The sequence below is a fragment of the candidate division KSB1 bacterium genome (genome assembly GCA_034521575.1).
Taxonomy (GTDB): domain Bacteria; phylum Zhuqueibacterota; class Zhuqueibacteria; order Residuimicrobiales; family Krinioviventaceae; genus JAXHMJ01.
This window is the reverse complement of the sequence record JAXHMJ010000005.1, coordinates 1,075,980-1,100,050: the sequence shown is the minus strand read 5'-3', so window position 1 is coordinate 1,100,050 and position 24,071 is coordinate 1,075,980. Positions and strand designations below refer to the sequence as shown.

General features: G+C 43.8%; 32 protein-coding genes. 30 read left to right on the top strand and 2 right to left on the bottom strand.

Annotation, left to right across the window (positions count from 1 at the left end; all coding sequences use genetic code 11):
• Positions 1–52 precede the first annotated feature (52 nt).
• From U5R06_17975 to U5R06_17960, 4 genes are all read left to right on the top strand, one after another.
• Positions 53–730, top strand: coding sequence for a hypothetical protein (locus U5R06_17975; protein ID MDZ7724636.1), 678 nt, complete (start codon positions 53–55; stop codon positions 728–730).
• 489 nt (positions 731–1,219) lie between these two features.
• Complete coding sequence (locus U5R06_17970; protein ID MDZ7724635.1) at positions 1,220–1,540, top strand: reverse transcriptase/maturase family protein; 321 nt, start codon at positions 1,220–1,222, stop codon at positions 1,538–1,540.
• Positions 1,541–2,111: 571 nt separating this feature from the next.
• Positions 2,112–2,354 (top strand): hypothetical protein, encoded by a 243-nt coding sequence (locus U5R06_17965; protein MDZ7724634.1) that lies wholly within the window; start codon positions 2,112–2,114, stop codon positions 2,352–2,354.
• Positions 2,332–2,679 (top strand): type II toxin-antitoxin system PemK/MazF family toxin, encoded by a 348-nt coding sequence (locus U5R06_17960; protein ID MDZ7724633.1) that lies wholly within the window; start codon positions 2,332–2,334, stop codon positions 2,677–2,679. Before U5R06_17965 ends, U5R06_17960 begins: the two co-directional genes overlap by 23 nt.
• A gap of 382 nt (positions 2,680–3,061) precedes the next feature.
• On the opposite strand, the gene U5R06_17955 is transcribed toward U5R06_17960, so the two are convergent.
• Together U5R06_17955 and U5R06_17950 are read right to left on the bottom strand one after the other, a co-directional pair.
• The gene (locus tag U5R06_17955; protein MDZ7724632.1) at positions 3,062–4,150 is read right to left on the bottom strand and encodes an IS91 family transposase; all 1,089 of its coding nucleotides are present in this window, start codon (positions 4,148–4,150) and stop codon (positions 3,062–3,064) included.
• 5 nt (positions 4,151–4,155) lie between these two features.
• Positions 4,156–5,022 carry a site-specific integrase gene (locus U5R06_17950; GenBank protein ID MDZ7724631.1) on the bottom strand — a complete coding sequence of 289 codons (867 nt, stop codon included), beginning with the start codon at positions 5,020–5,022 and terminating at the stop codon, positions 4,156–4,158.
• Between the two features lie 332 nt (positions 5,023–5,354).
• On the opposite strand from U5R06_17950, the gene U5R06_17945 reads away from it, so the two are divergent.
• The 26 genes from U5R06_17945 to U5R06_17820 all read left to right on the top strand — a co-directional run bounded on the left by U5R06_17945 (position 5,355) and on the right by U5R06_17820 (position 24,003).
• On the top strand, positions 5,355–5,672 hold the full coding sequence (locus U5R06_17945) for a nucleotidyltransferase domain-containing protein (GenBank protein ID MDZ7724630.1): 318 nt from the start codon (positions 5,355–5,357) through the stop codon (positions 5,670–5,672).
• A complete protein-coding gene (locus U5R06_17940; GenBank protein MDZ7724629.1) occupies positions 5,665–6,066 on the top strand; it encodes a HEPN domain-containing protein in 402 nt (133 codons plus the stop codon). Before U5R06_17945 ends, U5R06_17940 begins: the two co-directional genes overlap by 8 nt.
• A gap of 413 nt (positions 6,067–6,479) precedes the next feature.
• A complete protein-coding gene (locus U5R06_17935; GenBank protein MDZ7724628.1) occupies positions 6,480–7,424 on the top strand; it encodes a hypothetical protein in 945 nt (314 codons plus the stop codon).
• Between the two features lie 225 nt (positions 7,425–7,649).
• A complete protein-coding gene (locus U5R06_17930; GenBank protein ID MDZ7724627.1) occupies positions 7,650–9,101 on the top strand; it encodes a glycoside hydrolase family 28 protein in 1,452 nt (483 codons plus the stop codon).
• A 179-nt stretch (positions 9,102–9,280) separates the two neighbouring features.
• The gene (locus U5R06_17925) at positions 9,281–10,282 is read left to right on the top strand and encodes a sialidase family protein (GenBank protein MDZ7724626.1); all 1,002 of its coding nucleotides are present in this window, start codon (positions 9,281–9,283) and stop codon (positions 10,280–10,282) included.
• Positions 10,283–10,304: 22 nt separating this feature from the next.
• Complete coding sequence (locus tag U5R06_17920; GenBank protein MDZ7724625.1) at positions 10,305–10,445, top strand: hypothetical protein; 141 nt, start codon at positions 10,305–10,307, stop codon at positions 10,443–10,445.
• 132 nt (positions 10,446–10,577) lie between these two features.
• Positions 10,578–10,997, top strand: a complete 420-nt coding sequence (locus U5R06_17915) for a hypothetical protein (GenBank protein MDZ7724624.1) — start codon at positions 10,578–10,580, stop codon at positions 10,995–10,997.
• Between the two features lie 179 nt (positions 10,998–11,176).
• Positions 11,177–12,241 carry a Fic family protein gene (locus U5R06_17910; GenBank protein ID MDZ7724623.1) on the top strand — a complete coding sequence of 355 codons (1,065 nt, stop codon included), beginning with the start codon at positions 11,177–11,179 and terminating at the stop codon, positions 12,239–12,241.
• Between the two features lie 152 nt (positions 12,242–12,393).
• On the top strand, positions 12,394–12,723 hold the full coding sequence (locus tag U5R06_17905; GenBank protein MDZ7724622.1) for a phage integrase N-terminal SAM-like domain-containing protein: 330 nt from the start codon (positions 12,394–12,396) through the stop codon (positions 12,721–12,723).
• On the top strand, positions 12,698–12,973 hold the full coding sequence (locus U5R06_17900) for a transposase (protein ID MDZ7724621.1): 276 nt from the start codon (positions 12,698–12,700) through the stop codon (positions 12,971–12,973). The genes U5R06_17905 and U5R06_17900 overlap by 26 nt, the downstream gene beginning before the upstream one ends.
• A gap of 89 nt (positions 12,974–13,062) precedes the next feature.
• A complete protein-coding gene (locus U5R06_17895) occupies positions 13,063–13,347 on the top strand; it encodes a hypothetical protein (protein MDZ7724620.1) in 285 nt (94 codons plus the stop codon).
• A 78-nt stretch (positions 13,348–13,425) separates the two neighbouring features.
• A complete protein-coding gene (locus U5R06_17890; GenBank protein ID MDZ7724619.1) occupies positions 13,426–13,668 on the top strand; it encodes a hypothetical protein in 243 nt (80 codons plus the stop codon).
• Positions 13,665–14,255, top strand: a complete 591-nt coding sequence (locus U5R06_17885; protein ID MDZ7724618.1) for a nucleotidyl transferase AbiEii/AbiGii toxin family protein — start codon at positions 13,665–13,667, stop codon at positions 14,253–14,255. Before U5R06_17890 ends, U5R06_17885 begins: the two co-directional genes overlap by 4 nt.
• 265 nt (positions 14,256–14,520) lie before the next feature.
• A complete protein-coding gene (locus U5R06_17880) occupies positions 14,521–14,775 on the top strand; it encodes a type II toxin-antitoxin system Phd/YefM family antitoxin (protein MDZ7724617.1) in 255 nt (84 codons plus the stop codon).
• Positions 14,772–15,200 (top strand): type II toxin-antitoxin system VapC family toxin, encoded by a 429-nt coding sequence (locus U5R06_17875; GenBank protein ID MDZ7724616.1) that lies wholly within the window; start codon positions 14,772–14,774, stop codon positions 15,198–15,200. Before U5R06_17880 ends, U5R06_17875 begins: the two co-directional genes overlap by 4 nt.
• 158 nt (positions 15,201–15,358) lie before the next feature.
• Complete coding sequence (locus U5R06_17870; GenBank protein ID MDZ7724615.1) at positions 15,359–15,649, top strand: helix-hairpin-helix domain-containing protein; 291 nt, start codon at positions 15,359–15,361, stop codon at positions 15,647–15,649.
• 6 nt (positions 15,650–15,655) lie between these two features.
• Complete coding sequence (locus U5R06_17865; protein MDZ7724614.1) at positions 15,656–16,018, top strand: VOC family protein; 363 nt, start codon at positions 15,656–15,658, stop codon at positions 16,016–16,018.
• A gap of 349 nt (positions 16,019–16,367) precedes the next feature.
• Positions 16,368–16,706 carry a transposase gene (locus tag U5R06_17860; GenBank protein ID MDZ7724613.1) on the top strand — a complete coding sequence of 113 codons (339 nt, stop codon included), beginning with the start codon at positions 16,368–16,370 and terminating at the stop codon, positions 16,704–16,706.
• Positions 16,707–16,870: 164 nt separating this feature from the next.
• A complete protein-coding gene (locus U5R06_17855) occupies positions 16,871–16,993 on the top strand; it encodes a DUF6364 family protein (protein ID MDZ7724612.1) in 123 nt (40 codons plus the stop codon).
• On the top strand, positions 16,935–17,120 hold the full coding sequence (locus U5R06_17850) for a DUF6364 family protein (GenBank protein MDZ7724611.1): 186 nt from the start codon (positions 16,935–16,937) through the stop codon (positions 17,118–17,120). Before U5R06_17855 ends, U5R06_17850 begins: the two co-directional genes overlap by 59 nt.
• Positions 17,120–17,545: a PIN domain-containing protein gene (locus U5R06_17845; GenBank protein MDZ7724610.1), complete on the top strand. Its 426-nt coding sequence runs from the start codon at positions 17,120–17,122 to the stop codon at positions 17,543–17,545. The genes U5R06_17850 and U5R06_17845 overlap by 1 nt, the downstream gene beginning before the upstream one ends.
• A 96-nt stretch (positions 17,546–17,641) precedes the next feature.
• Complete coding sequence (locus tag U5R06_17840; protein MDZ7724609.1) at positions 17,642–18,097, top strand: type II toxin-antitoxin system RelE/ParE family toxin; 456 nt, start codon at positions 17,642–17,644, stop codon at positions 18,095–18,097.
• Positions 18,003–21,119, top strand: a complete 3,117-nt coding sequence (locus U5R06_17835) for a chemotaxis protein CheB (protein MDZ7724608.1) — start codon at positions 18,003–18,005, stop codon at positions 21,117–21,119. The genes U5R06_17840 and U5R06_17835 overlap by 95 nt, the downstream gene beginning before the upstream one ends.
• Positions 21,116–23,239, top strand: a complete 2,124-nt coding sequence (locus U5R06_17830) for a PAS domain S-box protein (protein MDZ7724607.1) — start codon at positions 21,116–21,118, stop codon at positions 23,237–23,239. Before U5R06_17835 ends, U5R06_17830 begins: the two co-directional genes overlap by 4 nt.
• A 256-nt stretch (positions 23,240–23,495) precedes the next feature.
• Complete coding sequence (locus U5R06_17825) at positions 23,496–23,765, top strand: BrnT family toxin (protein ID MDZ7724606.1); 270 nt, start codon at positions 23,496–23,498, stop codon at positions 23,763–23,765.
• The gene (locus tag U5R06_17820; GenBank protein MDZ7724605.1) at positions 23,728–24,003 is read left to right on the top strand and encodes a BrnA antitoxin family protein; all 276 of its coding nucleotides are present in this window, start codon (positions 23,728–23,730) and stop codon (positions 24,001–24,003) included. The genes U5R06_17825 and U5R06_17820 overlap by 38 nt, the downstream gene beginning before the upstream one ends.
• Positions 24,004–24,071 lie beyond the last annotated feature (68 nt).

The window sequence follows — 24,071 nt, the reverse complement described above, 5'->3', positions numbered from 1 at the left end:
ATTAACTAGTAATGCATAATATAACGTTATGCAAGTAAAGACAAAATTATAAATGAATGAAAATCGCTTACAAAAAAGAATAAATTTAGTGCGAAGAGATTTGGGGAACCTACTCTTCCATTTTACAAGAAAACCAGATTCAAAAGTTGAAATCAAAAATGATAAATATAATAGAACATTGCCCCAAAGCGCATTATCGGTTCTTGAGAAAATATTATCTGATGGTTCACTTAAGGGCTCATCGAATAATATTCGTGGTGGATTTAAATGTATATGTTTTACAGAATCTCCAATATCAGAGTTAGCGTCATTGTTTTCTTTAATAAATATTGCGGAATCGTTAGACGATAAAACTCGTTATGAACCATATGGAGTAGCTGTAAAAAAAGAATGGCTTTTTTCAAAAGGTGGTAGACCGGTAATTTATCAACCTGAAAGTGATTTTAAATTATTACCTGACAAATTAAAATATAGACATGTACGATATGAACCAGATCAAGGGATTGATTACACGTGGGAACGTGAATGGAGAATAAAAGTTGAACACTTGAATTTGAATCCAAAGGAAACATTAGTAGTAGTACCAGACGCAGAATCGGCTTTTGATTTAGTATATCAGCATTCAAATGTAGAACTAGACTATGATAACGAGCCAATTCCTCAAGGATCATATCACGTGGCCAAATGGATGGCTGTATCATTAGATTTATTTGGATTTAAAGTAGAATAATAAATTTGGAAAAATCAGGTAAATCATAATTTTGCATAACACAATTTTGCTCGTGCCAAGCTAAATCCAGATCGTTGGGAGATGGCAAAGTTCATTGAAATACGATTACGTTACCCAGTGGGTGCAAGTCCCACCTGCTCAAAGTTTAGCCAACAGGGCAGTAGTGAACCTCACGTGCAAGCCCGGTAACGGGCGTACGAAGCTGAGGGAATCGAGGGTGCAGGGTCTGTATTGAGCCCCGAAATATGTATAGTTGTGGACATAAGGATAAGGAGCGAACGGTATTCGCTTTGAAAAGCCGACGGACTGCATTTTTTGGAAGGCAGCAGTCTCATGAACGCAAGTGGCGAGTTCATGAGACACCACCGGGGTCTAAGACCAGATCATGTACTCAAAAGAGTAGCCTGGGAACTTGGGAGAGCCTTCTGTTTCCTTGTATTCACACCAAAGAACGATGGGGTAACCGGTTGACAAAACACCCCGGGCATAATGAAGCTGCTTCCTGCTTTGTTATGTCAACGTCCTCTGGGTATGCCAACATTCGAGGACAAGGTTGTGCAGCGGGCAGTCAGTATGGTTATGAGTTCGGTCTACGAACAGGATTTCTATGATTTTTCTTATGGGTTTCGTGAAGGGCGCAGCCCTCACCAGGCCATCAAGGAACTCAGAGAACAATGTTACAGGCAGAATATTCGCTGGATAGTGGATGCAGATGTGAGCAAGTTTTTCGACAGTTTGGATCATGGCATATTAAAAAAAGTGGATTACGGTTTGCAAAGATGTTTATCGCGATCCGGAACGAGTGATTGATTATCCGGGCCGCTATAAGCACCGGGTTGCGATCAGCAATTACCGGTTTATCAACCACCATAGAGGTATAAAATGATGTTTTCGGTGTCACAATTTTAAAAATTTCACTCGGGGCCATTGGTGACGTATGCTCTGGCGAGTTTTTTCGAGTTGGACAAGAATGAAAAGAGATGAATTCTTGAAAAATGTCAATAAAATCAGTGATAAAAAGCAAAAAGGTAATATTTTCAACACTATGATATTGGATAGAGATAGGCATAGACCGCGGCATCGTTCAACCGTTATTTTATCCAGCATTGAGCTTGTTTGTTTGACAATTTATAACTATTGTAATCATTCCTGGAAGAACCGCAGTCATGTGCGGTTTTTTCCGGGCTCAACGCAGGATAAAATACTTGATGTTAGCCGTAAAAAAAGCAAATCGTAAATTGTTTTCGATGAAAATAGCCTGATAAAACATCACAATCTCAAGCACAACGAAATATTTGTATATGCAATTTAATTTAATCATTGACATTTAATAATGATTACCTTACTTTTTGTAGGTAAGACTACAAAAAGGAGATTTATTATGAGTGTTATGAGTGTAAGAATAGATGACAATAAAAGAAAAGCATTAAAAATTATTGCATCCATTGAAGGCAAATCAATGAGCAGTATTCTAACTGAATTAATTGAAAACTATATTGACGAAAAAAAGGATGTATTGATTAATCTTTCAGAAAGCGAAAACCTAAAAGAGATCATGAAAATGTCAGAATTTTCATTCTCAGAATGGGATAATGAAGAAGATGAAATCTACAATACATTATAAAAAATGGGACATTGTCCTTGTCCCATTTCCATTTACAGACCTATCTTCGTCTAAAAAACGCCCCGCTCTCGTCGTCTCACCAGATGAATATAATAAAGGCTTAGATATTGTTATTGCTTTTATCACCAGCAAAATTGATATAAAAGTTAAATTAGGCGATTATCATATTCAAGAGTGGCAAAAAGCAAATTTGCCAAAACCTTCAATGATTCGTATGAGATTCGCAACCATCGACAAAAAGATTATCGTTAAGCAATTTGGTAAATTAAGCAATAAAGATATTACTTCCTTCAAAGAAGAGCTCGCTAACTTTTTTGCTGTGTAAATTGGGCATAGATAAAAATTTGCAAAATCAAGCACAGACTTTTTAAAGTATATGAGATCATTTCAAGTAAACGGCTAACGAATAAGCGTTGCATTCGACCTGAACGCAGTGAAGGTCGATATGCGAACGCGGGGTTGGACTTGGCCCTAACGACTCGTAGCGAGTTTTAGTAGTGGAGTTGTAAGTTAATGGAATTTACATTTTTGGGAAGGCACTCTACACAACAGTTAAAAACTGTTCAGAAAATATATCTCGGAAAAAATACTAGAAAAATGAATAGTATCAAATCCTGAGCAAGGTTCAAAATAAGCTGTAAACAAGGCAAAACTACTGTTTTCTAATATAAAAGACATACGTCACCCATGTCATTGAAAATGATTTTTTAAAGTTTTGAGATTGTAAGCCCAATATTTGGAGGTCCTCTTGTTTTCGGGATTTCCGCGACAAAAATCAGTGCATGTCCGCAGTCAGGGCATTTCATGATTTTATCGTCTGTGATTAAATCATCAATATTTGTTTGTAAACGTTCACCGATCAGTTCTTTGACATATGCCAATTCACCTCGTTTTTTGGTGGCCAATATTCCAAAATAGCGCACTTTTACAAAGCTTTTTGGAAGAATATGTTGTAAGAACAGATATATGAATTCATTGGCATCCAGTGACCGGGTTTTCACGGTATCTGTTTGAGCATCTTTATAGCGGAATGTTACCTTGCCATGTTGTAAGTTTATTATGTTTTTGTCAGAAATGGCTACACGCATGATGTATGGTGCCAAGTATTTAAGAGCTGATTGTCCGTTTCCAACTGGTTTGATATGACAAACCCATTTCTTTTTCCATGTATTGACTGGCAGATGAAGATTCAAATTTTTCTGAATGAGAGCATCTTTGAATAATCTGCGAATCAATATTGACAAGGGTTTGACATGCACCAGAAAATCGGGTTTGGCCCATTTCCAGCGTTTGCCATCTTTGGTCAGTCCGCCAGCCGGTATAAGGAAATGAATATGCGGGTGATATCTCAGATCGCGCGTCCATGTATGCAAAACACCCATCATGCCGATATCGGCGCCGAGGTATTTTTTCTCTTTTGCCAGAATTAGCAGCGCCTGAGCGGCGGCTCGAAAGAGTAACGAGTAAAGCATTCTTTGATGTTGTTGAAAGGCGGTATGCAGTTCATTTGGTATTGTAATGGTCGCCAAAAAATAGGATGTCGGCAACAGAGTCTGATATTGTTTGGCAAGCCATTGATTTGCGCGGTCATTTTGACATTTTGGACAATGTCGATTTCTACATGAATGATAACTGTAATGTATTTTGCGGCATTCTTCACATTTCCAAGTCTGTCCACCCAGTGCAGAAGTTCTACAGTCAACAATATTCTGCATGGTTTTATAATGACTTGGAAGAATACTTGGTCTATATTTTGCAATTGTTTCATTTCCATATTGGCGGATAATGTCCGCCATTGTGATCACAGGCTGTTCATAACCTTATTGATCACATGAACTGGGTCAGGCAGATTCTGATTGATCAGTTGAGTATAGATCATGGTTGTTTTGGGATCTTCGTGGCCGAGATATTTTTGCACAAACCTCAGATCAACGCCGGCTTCGAGTAAATGTGTGGCATACGAATGCCGGAGATGGTGAACAGAAACCTTTTTTGCAATTTTAACAGCATCCTTGGCTTCTTTGAAAGCAATTTGTATACTTGTCAAAGGAATAGGTTTGTCAGTGGTTGGCATAGCGTTTCCACCACGGCCAGGTGCCGGGAATATCCATTTTGGATTTCGATGTGTTTTGTAGAAAGTTCTCAACAATTCAAGAGTGCGTTGAGGTAATGGTATATATCTGTCCTTGTTTCCTTTGCCGCGATGAATATGGACAAACATACGTTCAGAATCAATGTCGGATATTTGGAGATGGGTACCTTCTTGAAGCCGAAGACCGAGAGAATAGATCGTGAATAAACAGGCCTGATGATGAGGAAACCGTACGTTCTTTAAAATTTTGTGAACTTGAGCCTGGCTTAATACAACAGGTAATGATTTTTGTTTTTCAGGACGCACAAACCTGATTGTTGTCCAATCGCGTTGCAGGGTATGGGTAAAAAAGAACTTGATACCGCATAATGCAATGGTACATGCGGTTCGCGACCATTTGCGTTTGTTTTTGTTGTAGAGGAAGTATTGGCGCAGTTCCTCTTCGGTGATTTGACCAGGTGGTTTTTGGTAATATGTTGAAAGTTGAGCAATAGAACGAATGTACATTTCAATTGTTCGTTCCGACATGCCTTTGAGTTGCATGTCTTCAGTCATACGTGTACGCCAGTCAGTCATCGTGAACCTCCTTTTAAAATGAATAATTGATTTGTGAGGTTCACGATGGCTGCAATTATCAGGCAAAAGTGCCCGCCCGCTTTTTTGGGCGGGCTTAGTTCAACAATCTGCTGCACGCGACGGCTGGCGCCGTCGCCTTTGACAGCTTCGAGGTCAAATTCAGTGGCAGAATTCGTTGGTCAATCTGATTGGTTGCTCGCCGCCGCGCGTGAGCAAAGTGTTAGCAGGGTCGAAAATCAAAAATTTTTATCATCTCTTTAACAGGAAATTGAACAGCATAATTGTTGGTTAGGTATAGAAAACTTTTCATAAAATATATAAGAATTGAACTCATGATAACAAATGATCAAATAAACTTAATCGCGTCAACAATAGACTCGAAATTTCCAGTGAAAGATATTTTTCTGTTTGGCTCCTATGCACAGGGAGAGCCCAATATTGAAAGTGACCTTGATTTATGCGTAACAACTAATTTAGGAAATAATAGAAAGATTGATTTAATAAGAGCAATAAGAAAGGAAATCAATAATATTCTAAATATCCCCCTCGACATTTTAATTTATGACTCTTATGAATTTCAACAAAGAGCTGCACATCAAAATACATTGGAATATAAAATTCTAAATCAGGGGATTCTGCTAAATGGATAACAGCCAACTTGCTCAAGAATGGTTTGATATTGCAAAAATTGATTTATCCTCAGCTAATCACCTTTTGACAATGCACCCCCGCCCTATTGAAATCATTTGTTACCATTGTCAACAATCTGCTGAAAAATACTTGAAGGGTTTTTTAGTTCTCAATAATCATGAGGTGTTAAAAACTCATGATTTGGTCATATTGAATAAACTTTGCAGCGAATATTATGTCGAATTTAAAATTATCGAAGATGAATGCCTGAGATTAACGGACTACAGCGTTAATGTTCGATATCCATATCCATTCGACTTGAACGACGAAGATATGAATCTTGCGCTTAAGGATGCCAAGCAAGTAAAAGATTTTGTCCTTCGAATATCAAAAGATTTCATTAATCGTCAATAAGCGCAAGCATACGTGCGGAATAAATCAATAATTGCCGGCATATTCTGCTAACAAGCAACTGCAGCCGATTTTAACCGCCGATTCGTTCAGGCACATTTCGGGGCAATGTCAGGTTCAGTTGGTTTGCGCTGGTTTGTCCGATGCGGTTAAAACGGCTGATTTAATTGTTATAGCTATCATCAACAATAAATTATCTACATCAGAAAAACCAATCGGCATTTAATGTGCAATTTTAAATAATTATATCGATCACTTAAAAATACTATTGATATAATTCGCTACATTCGTATCTTTAATTATACGGGATATTCAAACAAAGCCATTAGTCACCTTTCTATTGTGAATATAGAAAATTCTTGTCGTAATTAACCTTCATCACTAGATCTTCAGTATCAAGATCTAAAGGAGTTATTGTGAGATTAAAAATTATGACAATCGTTGCTGCCCTACTTTTTATTGTTGGGTGTGAAGAAGACTTGAGTCCTCTCAAAAAAGACAACGGACAGGTAAAAATAAATGTATCAGAACCTAAACTGCTTATTGACAGTGGAAAGCACCCGGAATGGTCGCCGGACGGAACACAGATCGCATATACAGGTTGGACTGAAGAAACAAGACAGGATATTTTTATAACATCCAAAGACGGCAGCACTGTTCAGCAAATTACATTTGAGGCGTCCATAGACATGCACCCTTTTTGGGCACCGGACGGCCGTTCCCTTGGCTTTAGCTCAAACCGAATAGACGAGCAAGAATATTATATTTTTACAATATCCATTGATGATAAAGAAATAAAACATATATCACCGGACACAGTAACTGTCCAAGCCGGTGACTGGTCGTCGGATGGACATAATATTGTGTATGATGCAGATTTTTCTTCTACGAATAGTGAGGACGATTTTCTCGGGTTGACAAATTTGTCAACAAACAAAACCGAGTATATTCTTGTAGACCGCACCTATGAAGGTTGGCCAAAATTTTCACCGGACGGTTCCAAAGTCGTGTTTGAGTCAATTGACAATATTTCAAATGTTTATAACATTTGGACAGTCAACACCGACGGCAGCAACTTGACGCAGATTACAACAGAGGGAGGAGAATACCCAACGTGGTCACCGGACGGTGAATGGATTCTCTATTCAAATATGGAATCTGACAATTATGACCTATTCATTATTAAAAGTGACGGCAGCCAAAAAGCAGTTAAAGTTCTGGATACAAAAGACGCAAACGAAGTTCGGGCTTCATGGTCTCCAGATGGGAAAAGCATCATTTACGATACAATGCTTGGAACAGAAAAGGTGCGTCCGCAAAATTCAGGAACCTATATAATTAATATACAAATTAGCAAGTGAATTGGTACATGTTCAACTGAAGTGTGTCATAACAAGCTAACACCAACATTATCATAAATTTTGCGGACTCGCACAATAAGGCTATAACAAGCAAATGCAGCCGATTTTAACCGCCGATTCGTTCAGGCACATTTCGGGGCAATGTCAGGTTCAGTTGGTTTGCGCTGGTTTGTCCGATGCGGTTAAAACGGCTGATTTAATTGTTGGCAGAGAAAAGGAAAGAAGATGAAACTCAATTTGATGAACTATGCACGACTCGTGGCTACTAGTGTTTTGCTCTTAATTCAAAGCCGGGTAGTAGTAGCGGAAAGAGCAACAGATACGCCAGCTATTATCCAGAAAGCGCCTGTGAAGATTGAGAAGATAGAGGCGCCTTTCAAGATGCCGCAGTTGAAAAAACCGGTATTTAAGGACCAAATCTTCAGCATCAGTCAGTATGGCGCCAAAGGGGATGGCAAGACAAAGAACACCAAAGCCTTCAAGAAAGCCATTGAAGCCTGTTCTGCAGCGGGTGGAGGAAAAGTTCTGGTTCCAAAGGGCAAATGGTTTACAGGACCCATTCACTTGAAGAGCAATGTGAATTTACATTTTGAAGAGGGAGCTGAGCTCCACTTCAGTGATGACCCACAGGACTACCTGCCTGTGGTTTTCACACGCTGGGCCGGTTTTGAACTTTACAACTATTCTCCTCTTATCTACGCCAGGGACTGCGAGAATATTGCCATCACTGGCCCAGGCAAGCTGTTCGGTCACGGCAAAGCCTGGTGGGGGTGGAAGGGACGGGACGATAAGATGGCCCGTGTTATATACGACACACAAATTCGTAAGAACCTGCCACCGGAGAAACGAATACACGGCACCCCAAAGTCTGCGCTCAGACCCCAGTTCTTTAATCCCGTGAACTGCAAGAACGTTCTGTTTGAGAGCTTTACCGTTGCCGCGCCCGGGCCATTCTGGACTTTTGATATTCTGTATTGCGAAAACGTGATTGTAAGGAAACTTTGCTTGGAAACCAAAGGTGGCCCAAACACTGACGGGATCAACTTGAACTCAACAAAAAACGCGCTCGTTGAATACTGTCAAATCAACGCAGGTGATGATTGTATTGCACTCAAGTCCGGCATCAACGAAGACGGATGGCGGGTGGGCAAGCCGACAGAGAACGTGGTTGTCCGTCATATCAAAGGATTTCGGAGCCATGGTGGCATCGTAATCGGGAGTGATATGTCCGGCGATGTCCGCAACATTTTTGCGCATGACTGCGAGTTCGACGGAGCTGACAGGGGTATTCGCCTGAAATCCAACGCTTCCCGTGGCGGTGTTGTGGAGAATATTTGGTATCAGAATATCAAAATGAAGAATATCAAGGCGGAGGCAATACGCATCAACACCCACTATGGGGCCTACCTGGCGGACAAGGGCGGCAAGGCTTATCCTGTGTTTAGAGATATTACGATCAAGAATGTAACCTGTGATGGTGCCAGAGTTGCCTTGAGTATGAACGGAATTAGCCATAAGCCTTTAGAGAACATAACGCTGGAAAATGTTTCCATCAAAGCCAGCACCGGCATGACCTTCAAATGGGTGAACGGTCTAAAACTGATAAATATCAAAAGCGAACCCTCTAAAGGAAATCCCATTTCATTCATCAATTGCAGGGATGTTCAGCAAGACTGAGAATTATGCCAACAATTCCATCGAGGCGACGCCTAATGGCGCGCCTCATGGATGACGTTCGAGAAAGAGAATGAATCACCACAAAGCTGCTCTTCGTGGTGAAAAATAAACTCGAACCAGATCGGAGCACAAAACGCGCCTTCTGGTTAACTAAATCGTTCAACTGAAGGAGGATTGCTATGATAGAGAGAACTTTGATCTTCGCGCTGGCGGCTTTCCTTACGGCCGCGGTAACGATCTGCGCGGCTGAATTGCCGGACGATACTGCGGCGGGAATGAAGGTCAAGAGCCGCAAGCTGGTCTTCAAGGCCGACCCGAAAGGACTGGACTGGGCCGCTCGCGGCTCACTGACGAAAACGAAGACCGGTCGATGGATTGCGACCTACACACAGGCCACTCAGCACGGCGCAATTGCGCCGAGAAACGTCGTCATTCACACTTCCGATGATGAAGGCCGAACCTGGAGCAAGCCGAACTGCCTGCCCGACGGCACAACGGTCCAAGGAGCGCCTCTGCGTGCCGAGCATGAACGAATCGAGCCGAATGACGGCGGTGTGCTGACCTGCCCGAACGGCGATCTTCTCTATATCTCGATGAACTGGGAACACATCAAGGGCAAGAAGAAGCCTGAGAAAGAACTGACGCGTCAGTGGCGAAGCACCGACAACGGCGCCTCGTGGAAGTACGAGGGACCCTCGCCCGGAATCCCGGCCGGTGTTACATATGCACACGGAAAGACTGTTGAGGGCCGTTCAATTTACATTACAGCGTTGACCGACCCATCCCCTCCCTGGGCGGTGGTGTATCGGTCGGACGACAACGCCCACACATGGCAAAAGGTTTCGGAGTATGCTACGCGGGAGGACGACATCAATGAAACCGGAATCGTCTTCGTTGACGAAGCCACGATCATGGTCGTTGGTCGCTCGTTCGACGAGGACGTTACGAAGATGCGGATCAGTCGCGATCGAGGAAAGACATGGGGGCCGATGACCGACATCACCAAGTACGTTCACGTCGTTCAGCAGCCGAAACTGACAAAGTTCCCCAAAGAACCGGGCCGGAATCTACCTAACCGGTCGCGATCGGATTCTGGAGTTCAAACAGCGCAATTGCCTGTGGTACACCGAAGACTGTGGCAAGACCTGGAAGATGAAGCCGGTCGACGACGCCTACTTTAACGATTCCGGCTACGGAGAAATCTTGAAGCGAAACAACGGCGACTTGTACTATCTCGGCTATCGCGGAACGGACAACGCCGCCGACTTGTGGGAGTATGTAATCGAGTCGGATTACAAGGATAACCGAGGGGAGCCTATGCGTGAGGAAGGCAGTCAGAGGTGAACGGGCCCCTGCGAAATTCCGGGGCACAGAGCAGTCGAACGACAGCATGCAGGCGACGCTTGACAGCGCGCCTGATCCGCGACGCTAGTCCACAATTAAATAAATTATTGTGATAAAAATAGGAGGCATAGTATGGCAGAAAAATGTTTTTGGTGCTCTAAAGAATCGTCTGGGTTAAAAAAAATAAAATTACAATTTAGAGGCAAATATGAAGAAGCAAAAATATGTGGAGATATCTGCGAAAAAGAACTACAAAATTTTGTCCACTATGCGAATAGTCACATTAAACATTACATAACCGGGCTTATCCTTTCTATTCTGTTTGGTCTTATTATTGCTTTCTGGAGGCTTAAAATTGACTATGGTGCATTAGGTGTTCTCATCATTTGTGCAGGATCTGGCTTCGTCTTAATAAAATATCCTTTTGTGACACCCCAAACTGTTACATTATTGGGAGCAAAAAAAGCGATTGCTTCTGGGCGTATTTTAGGATTAGTAAGTATTGCCCTGGGTATTATATTTTGGTTTGTGCTGGCGAAACTTATACCTTAATTCGAAAATATATTAAACAAAAATGGTTTAACAAAAAAATCCACCGGACTAATCCCGCGCTTCGCGCGATTTTAGCCGGTGATTTCTATGTTATAATAAAAATAGTAATGAGTACTTGTTTTATAGATAAGATATGGATATCTTGTGGGTATAAATAATAGATAAGATATGGATAGGTTGTGGATACACTAGATAAAAAATTACATTTTGAATTTCGGACCAGTCAACAAATTTTAAAACTGATTTCCGAGATTGATTTTTTCAAAGGGAAATGGAAAGTACTTGAAGACCAGACTATTACTGTTTTAGAGGAATTGAAAAATATTGCTACAATACAAAGTATTGGTTCATCAACGAGAATTGAAGGAGCAACACTATCGGATGATAAAGTTAAACAATTAATTTCTGATTTAAAGATAAATAAACTCGAAAATCGAGATGAGCAGGAAGTGATTGGATATTATGATGTTCTGGAATTAATAATTGAAAATAGTAAAGATATTGATTTGTCAGAAAATTATATAATGCAATTGCATTCCGTCATGTTAAAATATTCTACAAAAGATAGAGGACAAAAAGGGGCATATAAAAAAGTATCGAACAAAGTCGTCGCAAATTATCCAGATGGAACACAAAAAACCATTTTTAATACAACCGAACCCTATTTAGTCCAGAGTGAAATGCATGAATTAATCAATTGGACAAGTAGAAATTTTAAAAGTCAGGAATATCATCCACTCCTGGTTTTAGGTTTGTTCATATATGAATTTTTGTCAATACATCCTTTTCATGACGGAAATGGTAGATTATCGAGATTATTAACGACACTACTGTTAATAAAAATGGATTATGATTTTGTAAAATATATCTCATTTGAACATTTAATCGAGAATAGAAAAGAACAGTATTATGCAGCCTTGATGGAATGTCAAAAAAATCGGAATACAAAAGATGAGCAACTTGATAAATGGATGCTGTTTTTTCTTAATTCACTAAAACTGCTTACAATAAAACTGAATATAAAACTAAGCAGTACAAAAATCAAGCAAATTTATCTAAACGAGCGACAACAAAAAATTAAAACATATATTTTAGAAAATCAACCATGTAAAATTGGAGATATAAATAAGCATTTTTCTGAGATCTCTATTAATACCTTAAAAAAAGATCTGCAATATTTAGTGAAAAATAAAATGATAAATAAACAAGGCGAGCGAAAAGCTACAATTTACTTTGCTTCATAAAAGAATTATATATCATATTTCGGTTAATCAAAAGGCAATGCATTGTAACAATTGATTGGTTGGTATTGATAATAAACGGAGTGCTTTTAAGTATCGTGTTTAGACGACAATTGAAGGTAGAACGCTAATGGCATTTGTCAACCACAGGATTTTTGGCTGAGACAAACGATACATGCTTAACCTTGTCATGTCGATTCCTGGAGACGATTGCAAAACCTGCTGAATCGGTAACAGCCGATGATATCAGACGCTATCTTTATACTATGAAAACGCTTAAAAAGGGCAGTCAGGCCAATCTTAAGCAGGCTTGTAGCGCGATCAAGTTTTTGTATCGTAACACGCTTGATAGGTTGATCACCCGCATTTGCACTGCCTGGTTACCGGAGGCGGATTATCCAATGACGGCGCTCGTTCAACCCGCGCAAGACAAATCAGAAACGCCATGTTTTTATACATGTGAATGTGATATCGGGTTTGTTTAAAAAGAAATTTATAGCGTATCTAAATGAGGCCTGGCAAGAGAATAAAATAGGGTTTCATGGCAAGATTCAGTGCTTGAAACATGCGAACTCGTTCAAATTATTCAAGAAAAAGCTGTACAAGAAAAAGTGGATTACGGTTTGCAAAGATGTTTATCGCGATCCGGAACGAGTGATTGATTATCCGGGCCGCTATACGCACCGGGTTGCGATCAGCAATTACCGGATTGAATCGACCACCATAGAGGTCTAAAATGATGTTTTTGGTGTCACAATTTCAAAAATTTCAGTCGGGGCCATGGGTGACGTATGCTCTGGCGAGTTTTTTCGAGTTGGACAAGAATGAAAAGAGATGAATTCTTGAAAAATGTTAATAAAATCAGTGATAAAGAGCAAAAAGGTAATATTTTCAACACTATGATATTGGATAGAGATAGGCATAGACCGCGGCATCGTTCAACCGGTATTTTATCCAGCATTGAGCTTGTTTGTTTGACAATTTATAACTTTGTAATCAACCCTGGAAGAACCGCAGTCATGTGTGGTTTTTTCTGGGCTCAACGCAGGATAAAATACTTGATGTTAGACCATAAAGAAATTAAAAAAATAGCATGCAATTTATGGTAACTTTGATCATATTATATCAACGGACTTTGAGTTCATATTTATGATCAAGTTTTTTTAAAAGTAATGAATGAGGTATGAATGCATAAAAATGATCAAGCAAAGCGATGGGTAGCAACATGGCAAAAAGCAGACACGTCTCTAAGATCAATAAAAATCATGGAACTTCGAAATAAAGATTATTATTTGAAGAATAGAGATATTCTCAACAATATGCTCCAATATGCTTTTGATAAGCAAACTGTTCGTGTTTTTAGTGGATTGGTAACTCAGCAGAACATTTTTAAATCCTATTACTCAAAATACTTGCAGGATTCACAATGATTTATTCACAAAATGCCAATCCCCTTTTTCAAGCCGCACTTGAATTCCAAGAATATTTTGAAGAGAAGGACTGGAAATTTTGCTTTTTTGGTGGCTTGGCTGTCCTAAGATGGGGAGAAATCAGGATGACCCAAGATGTTGATTTATGCTTATTGTGCGGATTTGGTTCAGAGGAAAAACATATTGAAAATCTCCTGACTAATTTTAAACCTCGTATTTCAGGGGCGCATGAATTTGCCCTTCAAAATCGAGTACTCTTACTTTATGCTTCAAATGGGGTTTCAATTGATATATCTCTATCAGGATTGCCTTTCGAAGAAGAAATGATCAATAGGGCAACATATTTTGAATATTTACCAGACTTCGACTTGATCACTTGTTCCGCCGAAGACTTGATTATTCTGAAAGGGTTTGCAGATCGTCCAAAAGATTGGGTGGATATCGAGGGAATTATAATCCGACAAGCACAGCATTTAGATCAATCTTATATAATCGATCAATTGTCACCATTATGCGAACTAAAAGAAGCACCGGAAATTATTCCAAAACTTAAAGGTCTGTTAAAAACGCATAGCTCACAGCATTAGAAAAAACTGGTCAACAAGCAAATGCAGCCGATTTTAACCGCCTATTCTTTCAAGCACATTTTGGGGCAGTTACAAGTTCGGTTCGCTAACGCTGGTTAGTCCGATGCGGTTAAAACGGCTGATTTTATACTGCTAATTGTTTTATTGACCCTATGTCACAATAATTTAATTTTGAGTTTATAAATTTTACTTGAAAAATCTTATTGACAATGGATAATCAAGTACATATATTCTAGACAGTCTGGATAAATATATGAGGTGTATTATGTTGAACAATTCATGGCAATTACAAGATGCTAAAAATAAATTTAGCAATTTAGTAGAAAAAGCTAAAACTATTGGCCCACAGATAGTAACAAAACACGGTGAAGAGGCTGTTGTAGTTTTATCAATTTCTGAGTATAGAAAATTATTAAAACCCAAACAAAATATTATTAGCTTTTTTCGGAAATCACCATTAGCAGATTATTCTATTGATTTAGAAAGAAATAAGGAATTTCCACGCGAGGTTTCTCTATGAACTACCTTCTGGATACATGCGTGGTTTCAGAGTTGTTAAAAAAAGAGCCTGATAAAAATGTTCAAACTTGGATTTCCGATTTGGATGAAACGGCACTTTACTTAAGTGTCTTCACATTTGGTGAAATTCATAAAGGCATCGAAAAACTACCAAAAAGTAGAAAAAAAGACCGTCTACACAAATGGGTTAACTCGGATTTACGTGAAAGATTTCAAAATAGAATATTGAATTTTAATATAAATACGGCTACAAAATGGGGTGAACTTCAAGGTAAAGCAGAGCTTGCTGGAAAACCAATGTCTTTGATTGATGGTCTGATTGCAGCAACCGGAATTGCAAATGACCTTATTGTAGTGACGAGAAATACAAAGGATATGGAACAAAGCGGTGTTTCACTTTTTAATCCTTGGTTGTTGACTGTCTAATTTTAAATTTAGGTCTAACAATCGGCTCAACCTGACGTGCAGGGCGCGTGCGGTTTGGCTAAATTTTGGGGCGTTTCAGGTTCATTTGGTTTTTGAAATAATGCGCGGGGTTGGCCTGCGCGCAGGTTAGCCAAGCGTTAGCCGAGATAAGGAACAACATGAAGAATCCAGACAGAGACAAAGTATCACGTTTGGACGCGCTCCCAAATATTGGTAAAGCGATAGCAGCAGATCTTCATTTGATTGGCATCGACCATCCCAAGAAGTTGATTGGAGTGGAACCTTTCAAAATGTATGAAGATTTATGCGCAGCTACAGGTAAAAGGCATGACCCTTGCGTGATTGATGTGTTTATGTCGGCTGTTCATTTTATGGCGGGTGGTGAACCTCTTCCATGGTGGTCGTTTACTCAAGAACGAAAAAATCACATAGCTCAGCAGGGGAGATAAAGAAAAATGAAATACGGATATACAATCATCTATGTTTCATCAGTGGAAGAGACATTGGAATTTTACAAAAAAGCCTTTGGTTTTGACGTGAAATTTATTCATGAGTCTAAAGCCTATGGTGAACTGCAATCAGGTGAAACGATATTAGCTTTTGCTTCCCACGAAATGGGCGATATGAATCTTGGTAAGTATTCAAAAGCCAATATCAATGACAAACCTTTTGGTATCGAGCTGGCTTTTGTGACAGAAGATGTCTCCGCAGCATACAAAAATGCTCTTTCTGCTGGTGCGTTACCAATCAAGGAACCAGAAGAAAAACCGTGGGGTCAAGTTGTTGGCTATGTCAGGGCAATTGAAAACCTGTTGTAATGATGCTGACGTTGATGTAGATTCACCTATCACCATTAACATTATCAAAGCAGGATCATTCACAGCTCGTTGAACAAATGAAAATGGACTTGTCTCTGATGAGTTACAGTCCCAAAACGATACTTGCTTATACTTGTCATGTCGATTCCTGGAGACGATTGCAAAACCTGCTGAATCGGTAACAGTCGATGATATCAGACGCTATCTTTATACTATGAAAACGCTTAAAAAGGGCAGTCAGGCCAATCTTAAGCAGGCTTGTAGCGCGATCAAGTTTTTGTATCGTAACACGCTTGATAGGTTGATCACCCGCATTTGCACTGCCTGGTTACCGGAGGCGGATTATCCAATGACGGCGCTCGTTCAACTCGCGCAAGACAAATCAGGAACGCCATGTTTTATACATGTGAATGAGATATCGGATTTGTTTAAAAAGAAATTTATAGCGTATCTAAATGAGGCCTGGCAAGAGAATAAAATAGGGTTTCATGGCAAGATTCAGTGCTTGAAAGATGCGAACTCGTTCAAATTATTCAAGAAAAATCTGTACAAGAAAAAGTGGATTACGGTTTGCAAAGATATTTATCGCGATCCGGAACGAGTGATCGATTATCCGGGCCGCTATACGCACCGGGTTGCGATCAGCAATTACCGGGTTGAATCGAAAGACCATAGAGTCATAACATGATGTTTTCGGTGTCACAATTTCAAAAAAAAAAAATAGTCGGGGGCCATTGGAGATGTACGTTTTGGCGAGTTTTATTGAATGTGAAAAGAAAAAAAAGGAACTTTTTACTTGATCAACACGTAATAAATTACTACAATAAATACGTAAGAATCACGGAGTAAGTTATGAACGTAAAACTCACATTAAATCTCAACAAGGATATTATTGAACAGGCAAAAGTATATGCTCGTGATAAGAATCAAAGTTTGTCATCTTTGGTTCAGAATTATTTTATCTTTCCTAGCTGAAAAGAATCAAGTTGAAGAAATTGAAATTTCTCCAATCGTTAAAGAATTATCAGGAATTATTAGCGTTGATAAAAATTTTGATTTCAAAAAAGAATATGGTTCTTACATTCAGGAGAAATATTCATAATGCACCGGGTATTTGTTGATTCTGATATAATTCTTGATGTACTAGCACAGCGTGATGAATTTTATACTCCGGCAGCCAAGTTATTTTCTTTGTTAGATAAAGGGGATGTTGCCGGATTCACCTCACCCATCGTTTTTGCAAATCTTCACTATATTTTAAGAAAAGCTAAATCTAAAGAATATGCCTTACAAAGCCTCGTAAAACTCAAGTCGATAATTTCAATTCTTCCGGTGGATTCAAAAATAATCGACTTGGCTTTGTCGTCAAAGTTTAGTGACTTTGAAGACGCAATTCAATATCATACAGCGAAATCATACGAAATCAATTTTATTATTACCCGAAATAAAAAGCATTACAAACAAAGTAAAATGTCAGTTTGTACAGCTGAAGAATATTTAAAGATTTGGACGACGAAAACCGAGTAGTTTATTAAAGGTAAATTTAATCCTTGATATAATCAAATTGACTTTTTATCTTTGCCCCATAGGTAAATATTGTTTTAAGAATATTGAGAGAATTATGTGGAAGTTCAATTCAGAACAAGAAAGCTTCAAAAGCAGTATGAAAATTCTAGTGAAGCAGAACGAAGCTATGGAAAAGATGTCGCTCGCAAGTATATTCAACGAATCAATATCATAAAACAATCAAGAGACATAAATGAACTGGCTTTGTTGCCAGGCTTACACTGTCATTTATTGAAAAGTGATAGAAAAAGTCAATGGGCTATTAAGCTATCTGGTTTTTATCGCTTGATATTTACAGTGAAAGGAGAATTGTTGAATAACAATAGAATATCAGAGCTGGCGACCATTGTACATAAAGTAGCACATTCACAGAATATCAGCTATGAACGTATAATCCCTTGTACAGGAATAGATTGGCATGACAAAGAGAAAAAAACTGACCAAGCCGGACGCCTCACACCCAGGCGAAATGAAGACCGGCATGCCGCCGGAGCACAATGGAACCGCCATTGAGGCGCAGGCAAAGGCTGACCGTGCTGCCACCGCCTTTCCAATCGTGGGTGTCGGCGCATCAGCCGGGGGCCTGGCGGCCTTTGAGGCCTTCTTTTCCGGTATGCCCACAGACGCTGACCCGGGTATGGCCTTTGTGCTGGTGCAGCACCTGGCCCCGGACCACAAGAGCATCCTGACCGACCTGATCCGGCGCTACACCCGTATGCAGGTCTTTGAGGTCGAGGACGGTATGCCGGTTCAGATCAACTGCGCCTACATTATCCCTCCCAATCGTGACATGGCCTTTTTGAACGGCGCACTCCAACTGCTCGAGCCCGCCTCGCCGCGCGGCCAGCGACTGCCCATCGACTTTTTTTTCCGGTCTTTGGCCCAGGACCAGCGCGAGCGAGCCATTGGCGTGGTGCTCTCGGGCACCGGCAGCGACGGCACCCTGGGCGTGCGGGCCATCAAGGGCGAGGGCGGCATGGTGATGGCCCAGAACCCCGAGTCCACCGAATACGACGGCATGCCGCGCAGCGCCATCGCCACGGGACTTGTGGACTACGAACTGCCGCCGGCCGAAATGCCCGCCCAGCTCATCGCCTACACGACCCATGCCTTCGGCAAGCCGCCCGTGCCCGCCACGCCGCCCCCCAAGACCGAGAGCGCGCTCAAGAAAATCTTTGTCCTTTTGCGCGCCCAGACCGGCCACGACTTTTCCCAGTACAAGCCCACGACCAGCCAACGCCGCATCGAACGGCGCATGGCCGTCCACCAGATCGAAACCATGGATGGCTACGTCAAGTTCATCCAGCAGGCTCCCGAGGAAGTGGAGGCGCTGTTTCGCGACATGCTGATCGGTGTGACCAGTTTTTTCCGCGACCCCGAAGCCTTCAATGCCCTGGAAGAGCAGATCATCCCCAAGCTCTTTGCCGGCAAGGGCGCTGATGCAACGATCCGCATCTGGGCGCCGGGGTGCTCCACCGGCGAGGAGGCCTATTCCCTGGCCATCCTGCTGGCCGAATGTCAGGAAGCGCTCAAACAGAGCTTCAAAGTGCAGGTGTTTGCTACGGACATCGACAGACATGCCATTGCCGTGGCCCGTGCCGGCATCTATCCGGCCTCCATCGCCACCGATCTCACGCCGGAGCGGCTGACGCGCTTCTTTTCGCCCGAGCCGGGCGACAGCGCCTACCGCATCCATAAAGGCATCCGGGACATGATGGTTTTTTCGGAGCAGAACGTGATCAAGGACCCGCCCTTTTCCAGGCTGGACCTGATCAGTTGCCGCAACCTGCTGATCTACCTGGGCGGCACTCTGCAAAAAAAGCTCATCCCGCTCTTCCATTACGCCTTGAACCCTAAAGGATATCTCTTTCTGGGGACCTCCGAAACCGTGGGCGAGATTGGCGATCTCTTTGCAGCGCTGGACCGTAAGCAAAAGATTTACCAGCGCAAGGAAAGCATCCTCGGCGCCGAGCGTGCAAGCGTGGGACGTTTCCTTCCGCCCATAACGACGCCCGATACAGAGCATATGCGTACCGGAGGGAAGACGACTCATCCCCGGAAATTGCCGTTGCGCGAGCTGACCGAACAGGCCCTGCTGCAAGAGGTTGTCCAGGCCGGGGCGCTGGTCAATGCCGGGGGGGATATTCTCTATCTCCACGGCCGCACCGGCATGTACCTGGAACCCGCCCCCGGAGAGAGCGGCCCCAGCAACATTCTGAAAATGGCCCGGGAAGGATTGCGGCGCGACCTGACCACGACGCTGCACAAAGCCGCGCAAACCAGGGAAACCGTGCGGCGCCCGGGAGTGCGGGTGAAGACCAACGGCGACTTTACCACTGTCAATGTGATTGTCCGTCCGGTGGTCCTTGCCCCGACGGCCTCGCCCGAGTCTCCTTTGTACCTGGTCATTCTAAATCCGGCGCAGGAACCCATGGTCGGCGACAAGTTATCATTGCCTGAAGGGCCGGGCGACAATCCGCCATCAGAAGAGCCGACCGGTGTGGATGCCGACGACCGTATCGCCGCGCTCAAGCAGGAGCTGCGGGCCAAGGATGAGTATCTTCAGGCCACCAACGAGGAACTGGAGACGTCCAACGAAGAGCTCAAGTCGTCCAACGAGGAGATGCAGTCGGTCAACGAGGAACTGCAATCCACCAACGAGGAGCTGGAAACCTCCAAGGAGGAGTTGCAGTCGGTCAACGAGGAGCTGGCAACGGTCAACGCCGAGCTGCAAACCAAGGTGGCCGACCTCTCGCGCGCCAACAACGACATGAACAACCTGCTGGCCGGCACCGGCATCGCCACGGTCTTTGTGGATCACACGCTGCGCATCCTGCGCTTCACCCCCGCCGCCACAGAAATCATCAATCTGATCCAGAGCGACATCGGCAGGCCTGTGTCCCACATCGTCTCCAACCTGCCCGGCTACGGCAACCTGAAGGAGGACACGCAGGCAGTGCTCGATACCCTGATCCCCAAGGAGACCGACGTGCAGACGGCCGAGGGCCGGTGGTACGCCATGCGCATTCAGCCCTACCGCACCATGGATAACGTCATCGAGGGCGCGGTGCTCACCTTTGTGGATATCACGGCGGCGCGAAAACTTCACGAGGCGCTGCGGGTGAACGAAGAGCGGCTGCGGGTCGCACTCAACACTACTTCGATTGCTGTTTTCAATCAGGATATGAAACTGCGCTACACCTGGATTCACAATCCCGTCCCTGGATTTGCGTCGGAACAGGTCATCGGCAAGACAGACGCCGACCTTTTGCCGGAACAGGAGGCCGCCGCACTGACGGCGATCAAGCAAAAGGTGCTGACAAGCGGAAAATGCACGCGACAAAACGTCAAGACCACCATTGAAGGCAAAACCGTTGTATATGATCTGACCGTCGAACCGCTGCAAGATGCTGCCGGCGCCGTCGTCGGGATCACCGGCGCCACTCTGGATGTGACCGGGCAACAAGGCGGAGCGCGAATGGATGCCGGCGCAAACAGGACTTTGCAATCTGAAGATAAGGGAGAGAAAACATGACAAACCAGGACAACAACTCCAAAGACGCCGCAGACTTGCGGCAAAAGGCCGAAGCGCTTGCCCGAAAACAGGCCGCCCGGACGCCGAAAGACAGCGCGACCCTCTCGTCCGAAGAAATCCGGGAAACGCTCCACGAACTGCGGGTGCACCAGATCGAGCTGGAGATGCAGAACGAGGAGCTTCGCAAGGCCCAGGCCGAAATCGAAGCCGGGCGAGCGCGCTATTTCGACCTCTATGACCTGGCTCCGGTGGGCTACGCCACCATCAGCGAAAAAGGACTGATCCTGGAGGCCAACCTCACTGCCGCCACCCTGCTGAGCGTGAACCGCGGCGAGCTGGTCAAGCAACCGATCTCCCGTTTTATCCTCAAGGAGGACCAGGACATCTACTACCTGCACCGCAAAAAGCTCTTTGAGACGGGCGAACCGCAGGAATGCGAACTGCGGCTGGTCAAACCGGACGGCGCAAGCTTCTGGGCGCATCTGACGGCAACCGCCACTCAAGCGGAAGACGGCGCACCTGTGTGCCGCGTCGTGTTGAGCGACATCACCGAGCGCAAGCAGGCCGAAGAGACGCTGGAGCGCGAGCACACGATGCTGAGCCGTACGGAGGCGGTGGCGCATGTGGGCAGTTGGCAGTGGGAAGTCGAAGGCGACAAAGTTACTTGGTCGGACGAACTCTTCCGTATCTTCGGGCTTGAGCCAGCGGAAGAAGCGCCTTCGTTCACCGAGCACCAAACGTTCTATGTGCCCGAGGACCGCACCCGCCTGCTTAAGGCTGTCGAGGAATGTCTGAGCAACGGCGTGCCCTATGATCTGGAAGTGCGTGTCATGCGCGCCGACGGCCAACTGCATCACTGCGTCGTGCGGGGAATTCCCGAGCTTGGAGATGATGGGGCGGTCAAGCGCCTGTACGGCAGCCTTCATGACGTCACCGAACGCAAGCAGGCCGAGGAGGCGCGCGAGAAACTTCAGGCTCAACTGACCCAGGCCCAGAAGATGGAGTCCGTCGGACGCCTCGCTGGCGGCGTGGCACACGATTTCAATAATATGCTCATGGGCATTATGGGGTATGCAGACTTTTGCCGCGAGGAAATTGGCAAAGATCATCCTATACAGGAGTATCTGGACGAGATTACGCAATCAGCCCAGCGCTCCGCCAACCTCACCCGGCAACTTTTGGCGTTCGCCCGCAAGCAGACCATTGTCCCGCACGTGCTGGACCTCAACGACGCGGTCAAGAATATGCTCAAGATGCTGCGGCCCCTCATCGGCGAGGATATCGATCTGGTCTGGGCGCCGGGCGCGAACCTCTGTCCGGTCAAGGTCGATCCCGGACAGATCGACCAGATCCTCGCCAACCTCTGCGTCAACGCGCGCGACGCCATCGCCGGCGCGGGCAAGGTGACCATCGAGACGGAAAACGTCTCCATAGACGAGAAATACTGCGAGACCCACGCGGACTTGCAGCCCGGCGAATTCGTTATGCTGGCGGTCAGCGATGACGGCACTGGGATGGACAGCGAAACGCTGGCCAACATCTTCGAGCCCTTTTTCACCACCAAGGGAGTTGGTGAGGGCACGGGCCTCGGGTTGGCCACGGTTTATGGGATCGTCAAACAGAACAAGGGCTTTGTCAGCGTCTACAGCGAACCCGGCGGAGGTACCACCTTCAGTATCTACCTGCCCCGGATCGTGGAGGAGACCGCCAACGCGAAGCGCAAAATACCGACTGGCTCTCGACTCGGTGGGACCGAGACCATCCTGCTGGTCGAAGACGAGAAATCCATCCGCGTCACCGTGGACCTTTTTCTCCAAGATCTTGGCTACACCGTGCTCACGGCGGAATCGCCAGAAGCGGCACTGCTCTTGGCGACCAGGCACAAGGACGGCATCGACCTGTTGCTGACCGACGTGGTTATGCCCGGCATGAGTGGCCGCGAGTTGGCCGAGGAGCTGGCGGGGGGCGATTCCCACATGAAGGTGATCTACATGTCCGGCTACACCGCCAATATGATCGCTCATCGAGGCATACTCGACGATAACGTGCATTTCGTCAGCAAACCGATCACCCGCGACGAACTCGCCGCGAAAGTGCGGGAAACGCTCGATCATGAATGAAGAGCCGAGATTCGCATCAAGATGCATGAAATCGGCAGGGCAGAGCATGCGATGGAATGCCCAACAAGTGCATGCATGCGGGCGGGAAACACAGCGCCGCTCGTTCCTCGCTCTGCAGTGTCTCCCGCCGGTGATGCTTATGGGTTATCTCAATAAAAAAATCTTGCAAATTGTATATAAATGACATATACTTATTATTATGAAAAGTATTGATATTCTTCAGCAATGTACCGGTTTTTAATGGGATGAAGGTAACATCCATAAAAATTGGGAGAAGCACAAAGTCACACCAGTTGAAAGCGAGCAGATATTTTTTAACAAGACATTATTAGTAGCATATGATGTTAAACATTCCAAATCAGAATTGCGATATTATGCACTGGGTGTTACTGATACAAACAGATATCTATTCATAGCTTTTACAATTCGAAACAATCTCATAAGAGTAATATCATCAAGAGATATGAGTAAAAAAGAGAGAAAAACATATGAAAGACAAAATATTAAAAAACAGTCCCGAGTTTAAAAGTGAAGCTCAGGAACAAGAATTCTGGTCAGAAAATGATTCCACCGAATATATTGACTGGGATAAAGCAGATATTGTCACTTTACCAAAATTAAAACCAAGCTTAAAAACTATTTCTATCCGACTCCCAGAAATTATGATCGAAGAATTAAAGATACTTGCAAATAAACGAGATGTGCCTTATCAGTCTTTAATGAAAATGTTTATCGCTGAACGAATCGAGCAAGAATTAAAGTAAGAGATAACAAAAGCATCAAGGCCGAACTTTGCCAGCCGCTTTTTTTGAGATTTTTAGCTTGGTGGAAT

Excerpts from the sequence above, each read along its gene's own strand:
- U5R06_17975 (MDZ7724636.1), top strand. The coding sequence starts at position 53 with ATGAATGAAAATCGCTTACAAAAAAGAATAAATTTAGTGCGAAGAGAT.
- U5R06_17970 (MDZ7724635.1), top strand. The coding sequence starts at position 1,220 with ATGAAGCTGCTTCCTGCTTTGTTATGTCAACGTCCTCTGGGTATGCCA.
- U5R06_17965 (MDZ7724634.1), top strand. The coding sequence starts at position 2,112 with ATGAGTGTTATGAGTGTAAGAATAGATGACAATAAAAGAAAAGCATTA.
- U5R06_17960 (MDZ7724633.1), top strand. The coding sequence starts at position 2,332 with ATGAAATCTACAATACATTATAAAAAATGGGACATTGTCCTTGTCCCA.
- U5R06_17955 (MDZ7724632.1), bottom strand. The coding sequence starts at position 4,150 with ATGGCGGACATTATCCGCCAATATGGAAATGAAACAATTGCAAAATAT.
- U5R06_17950 (MDZ7724631.1), bottom strand. The coding sequence starts at position 5,022 with ATGACTGACTGGCGTACACGTATGACTGAAGACATGCAACTCAAAGGC.
- U5R06_17945 (MDZ7724630.1), top strand. The coding sequence starts at position 5,355 with ATGATAACAAATGATCAAATAAACTTAATCGCGTCAACAATAGACTCG.
- U5R06_17940 (MDZ7724629.1), top strand. The coding sequence starts at position 5,665 with ATGGATAACAGCCAACTTGCTCAAGAATGGTTTGATATTGCAAAAATT.
- U5R06_17930 (MDZ7724627.1), top strand. The coding sequence starts at position 7,650 with ATGAAACTCAATTTGATGAACTATGCACGACTCGTGGCTACTAGTGTT.
- U5R06_17925 (MDZ7724626.1), top strand. The coding sequence starts at position 9,281 with ATGATAGAGAGAACTTTGATCTTCGCGCTGGCGGCTTTCCTTACGGCC.
- U5R06_17915 (MDZ7724624.1), top strand. The coding sequence starts at position 10,578 with ATGGCAGAAAAATGTTTTTGGTGCTCTAAAGAATCGTCTGGGTTAAAA.
- U5R06_17895 (MDZ7724620.1), top strand. The coding sequence starts at position 13,063 with ATGAAAAGAGATGAATTCTTGAAAAATGTTAATAAAATCAGTGATAAA.
- U5R06_17890 (MDZ7724619.1), top strand. The coding sequence starts at position 13,426 with ATGCATAAAAATGATCAAGCAAAGCGATGGGTAGCAACATGGCAAAAA.
- U5R06_17885 (MDZ7724618.1), top strand. The coding sequence starts at position 13,665 with ATGATTTATTCACAAAATGCCAATCCCCTTTTTCAAGCCGCACTTGAA.
- U5R06_17880 (MDZ7724617.1), top strand. The coding sequence starts at position 14,521 with ATGTTGAACAATTCATGGCAATTACAAGATGCTAAAAATAAATTTAGC.
- U5R06_17875 (MDZ7724616.1), top strand. The coding sequence starts at position 14,772 with ATGAACTACCTTCTGGATACATGCGTGGTTTCAGAGTTGTTAAAAAAA.
- U5R06_17870 (MDZ7724615.1), top strand. The coding sequence starts at position 15,359 with ATGAAGAATCCAGACAGAGACAAAGTATCACGTTTGGACGCGCTCCCA.
- U5R06_17865 (MDZ7724614.1), top strand. The coding sequence starts at position 15,656 with ATGAAATACGGATATACAATCATCTATGTTTCATCAGTGGAAGAGACA.
- U5R06_17860 (MDZ7724613.1), top strand. The coding sequence starts at position 16,368 with ATGACGGCGCTCGTTCAACTCGCGCAAGACAAATCAGGAACGCCATGT.
- U5R06_17855 (MDZ7724612.1), top strand. The coding sequence starts at position 16,871 with ATGAACGTAAAACTCACATTAAATCTCAACAAGGATATTATTGAACAG.
- U5R06_17845 (MDZ7724610.1), top strand. The coding sequence starts at position 17,120 with ATGCACCGGGTATTTGTTGATTCTGATATAATTCTTGATGTACTAGCA.
- U5R06_17835 (MDZ7724608.1), top strand. The coding sequence starts at position 18,003 with ATGACAAAGAGAAAAAAACTGACCAAGCCGGACGCCTCACACCCAGGC.
- U5R06_17830 (MDZ7724607.1), top strand. The coding sequence starts at position 21,116 with ATGACAAACCAGGACAACAACTCCAAAGACGCCGCAGACTTGCGGCAA.
- U5R06_17820 (MDZ7724605.1), top strand. The coding sequence starts at position 23,728 with ATGAAAGACAAAATATTAAAAAACAGTCCCGAGTTTAAAAGTGAAGCT.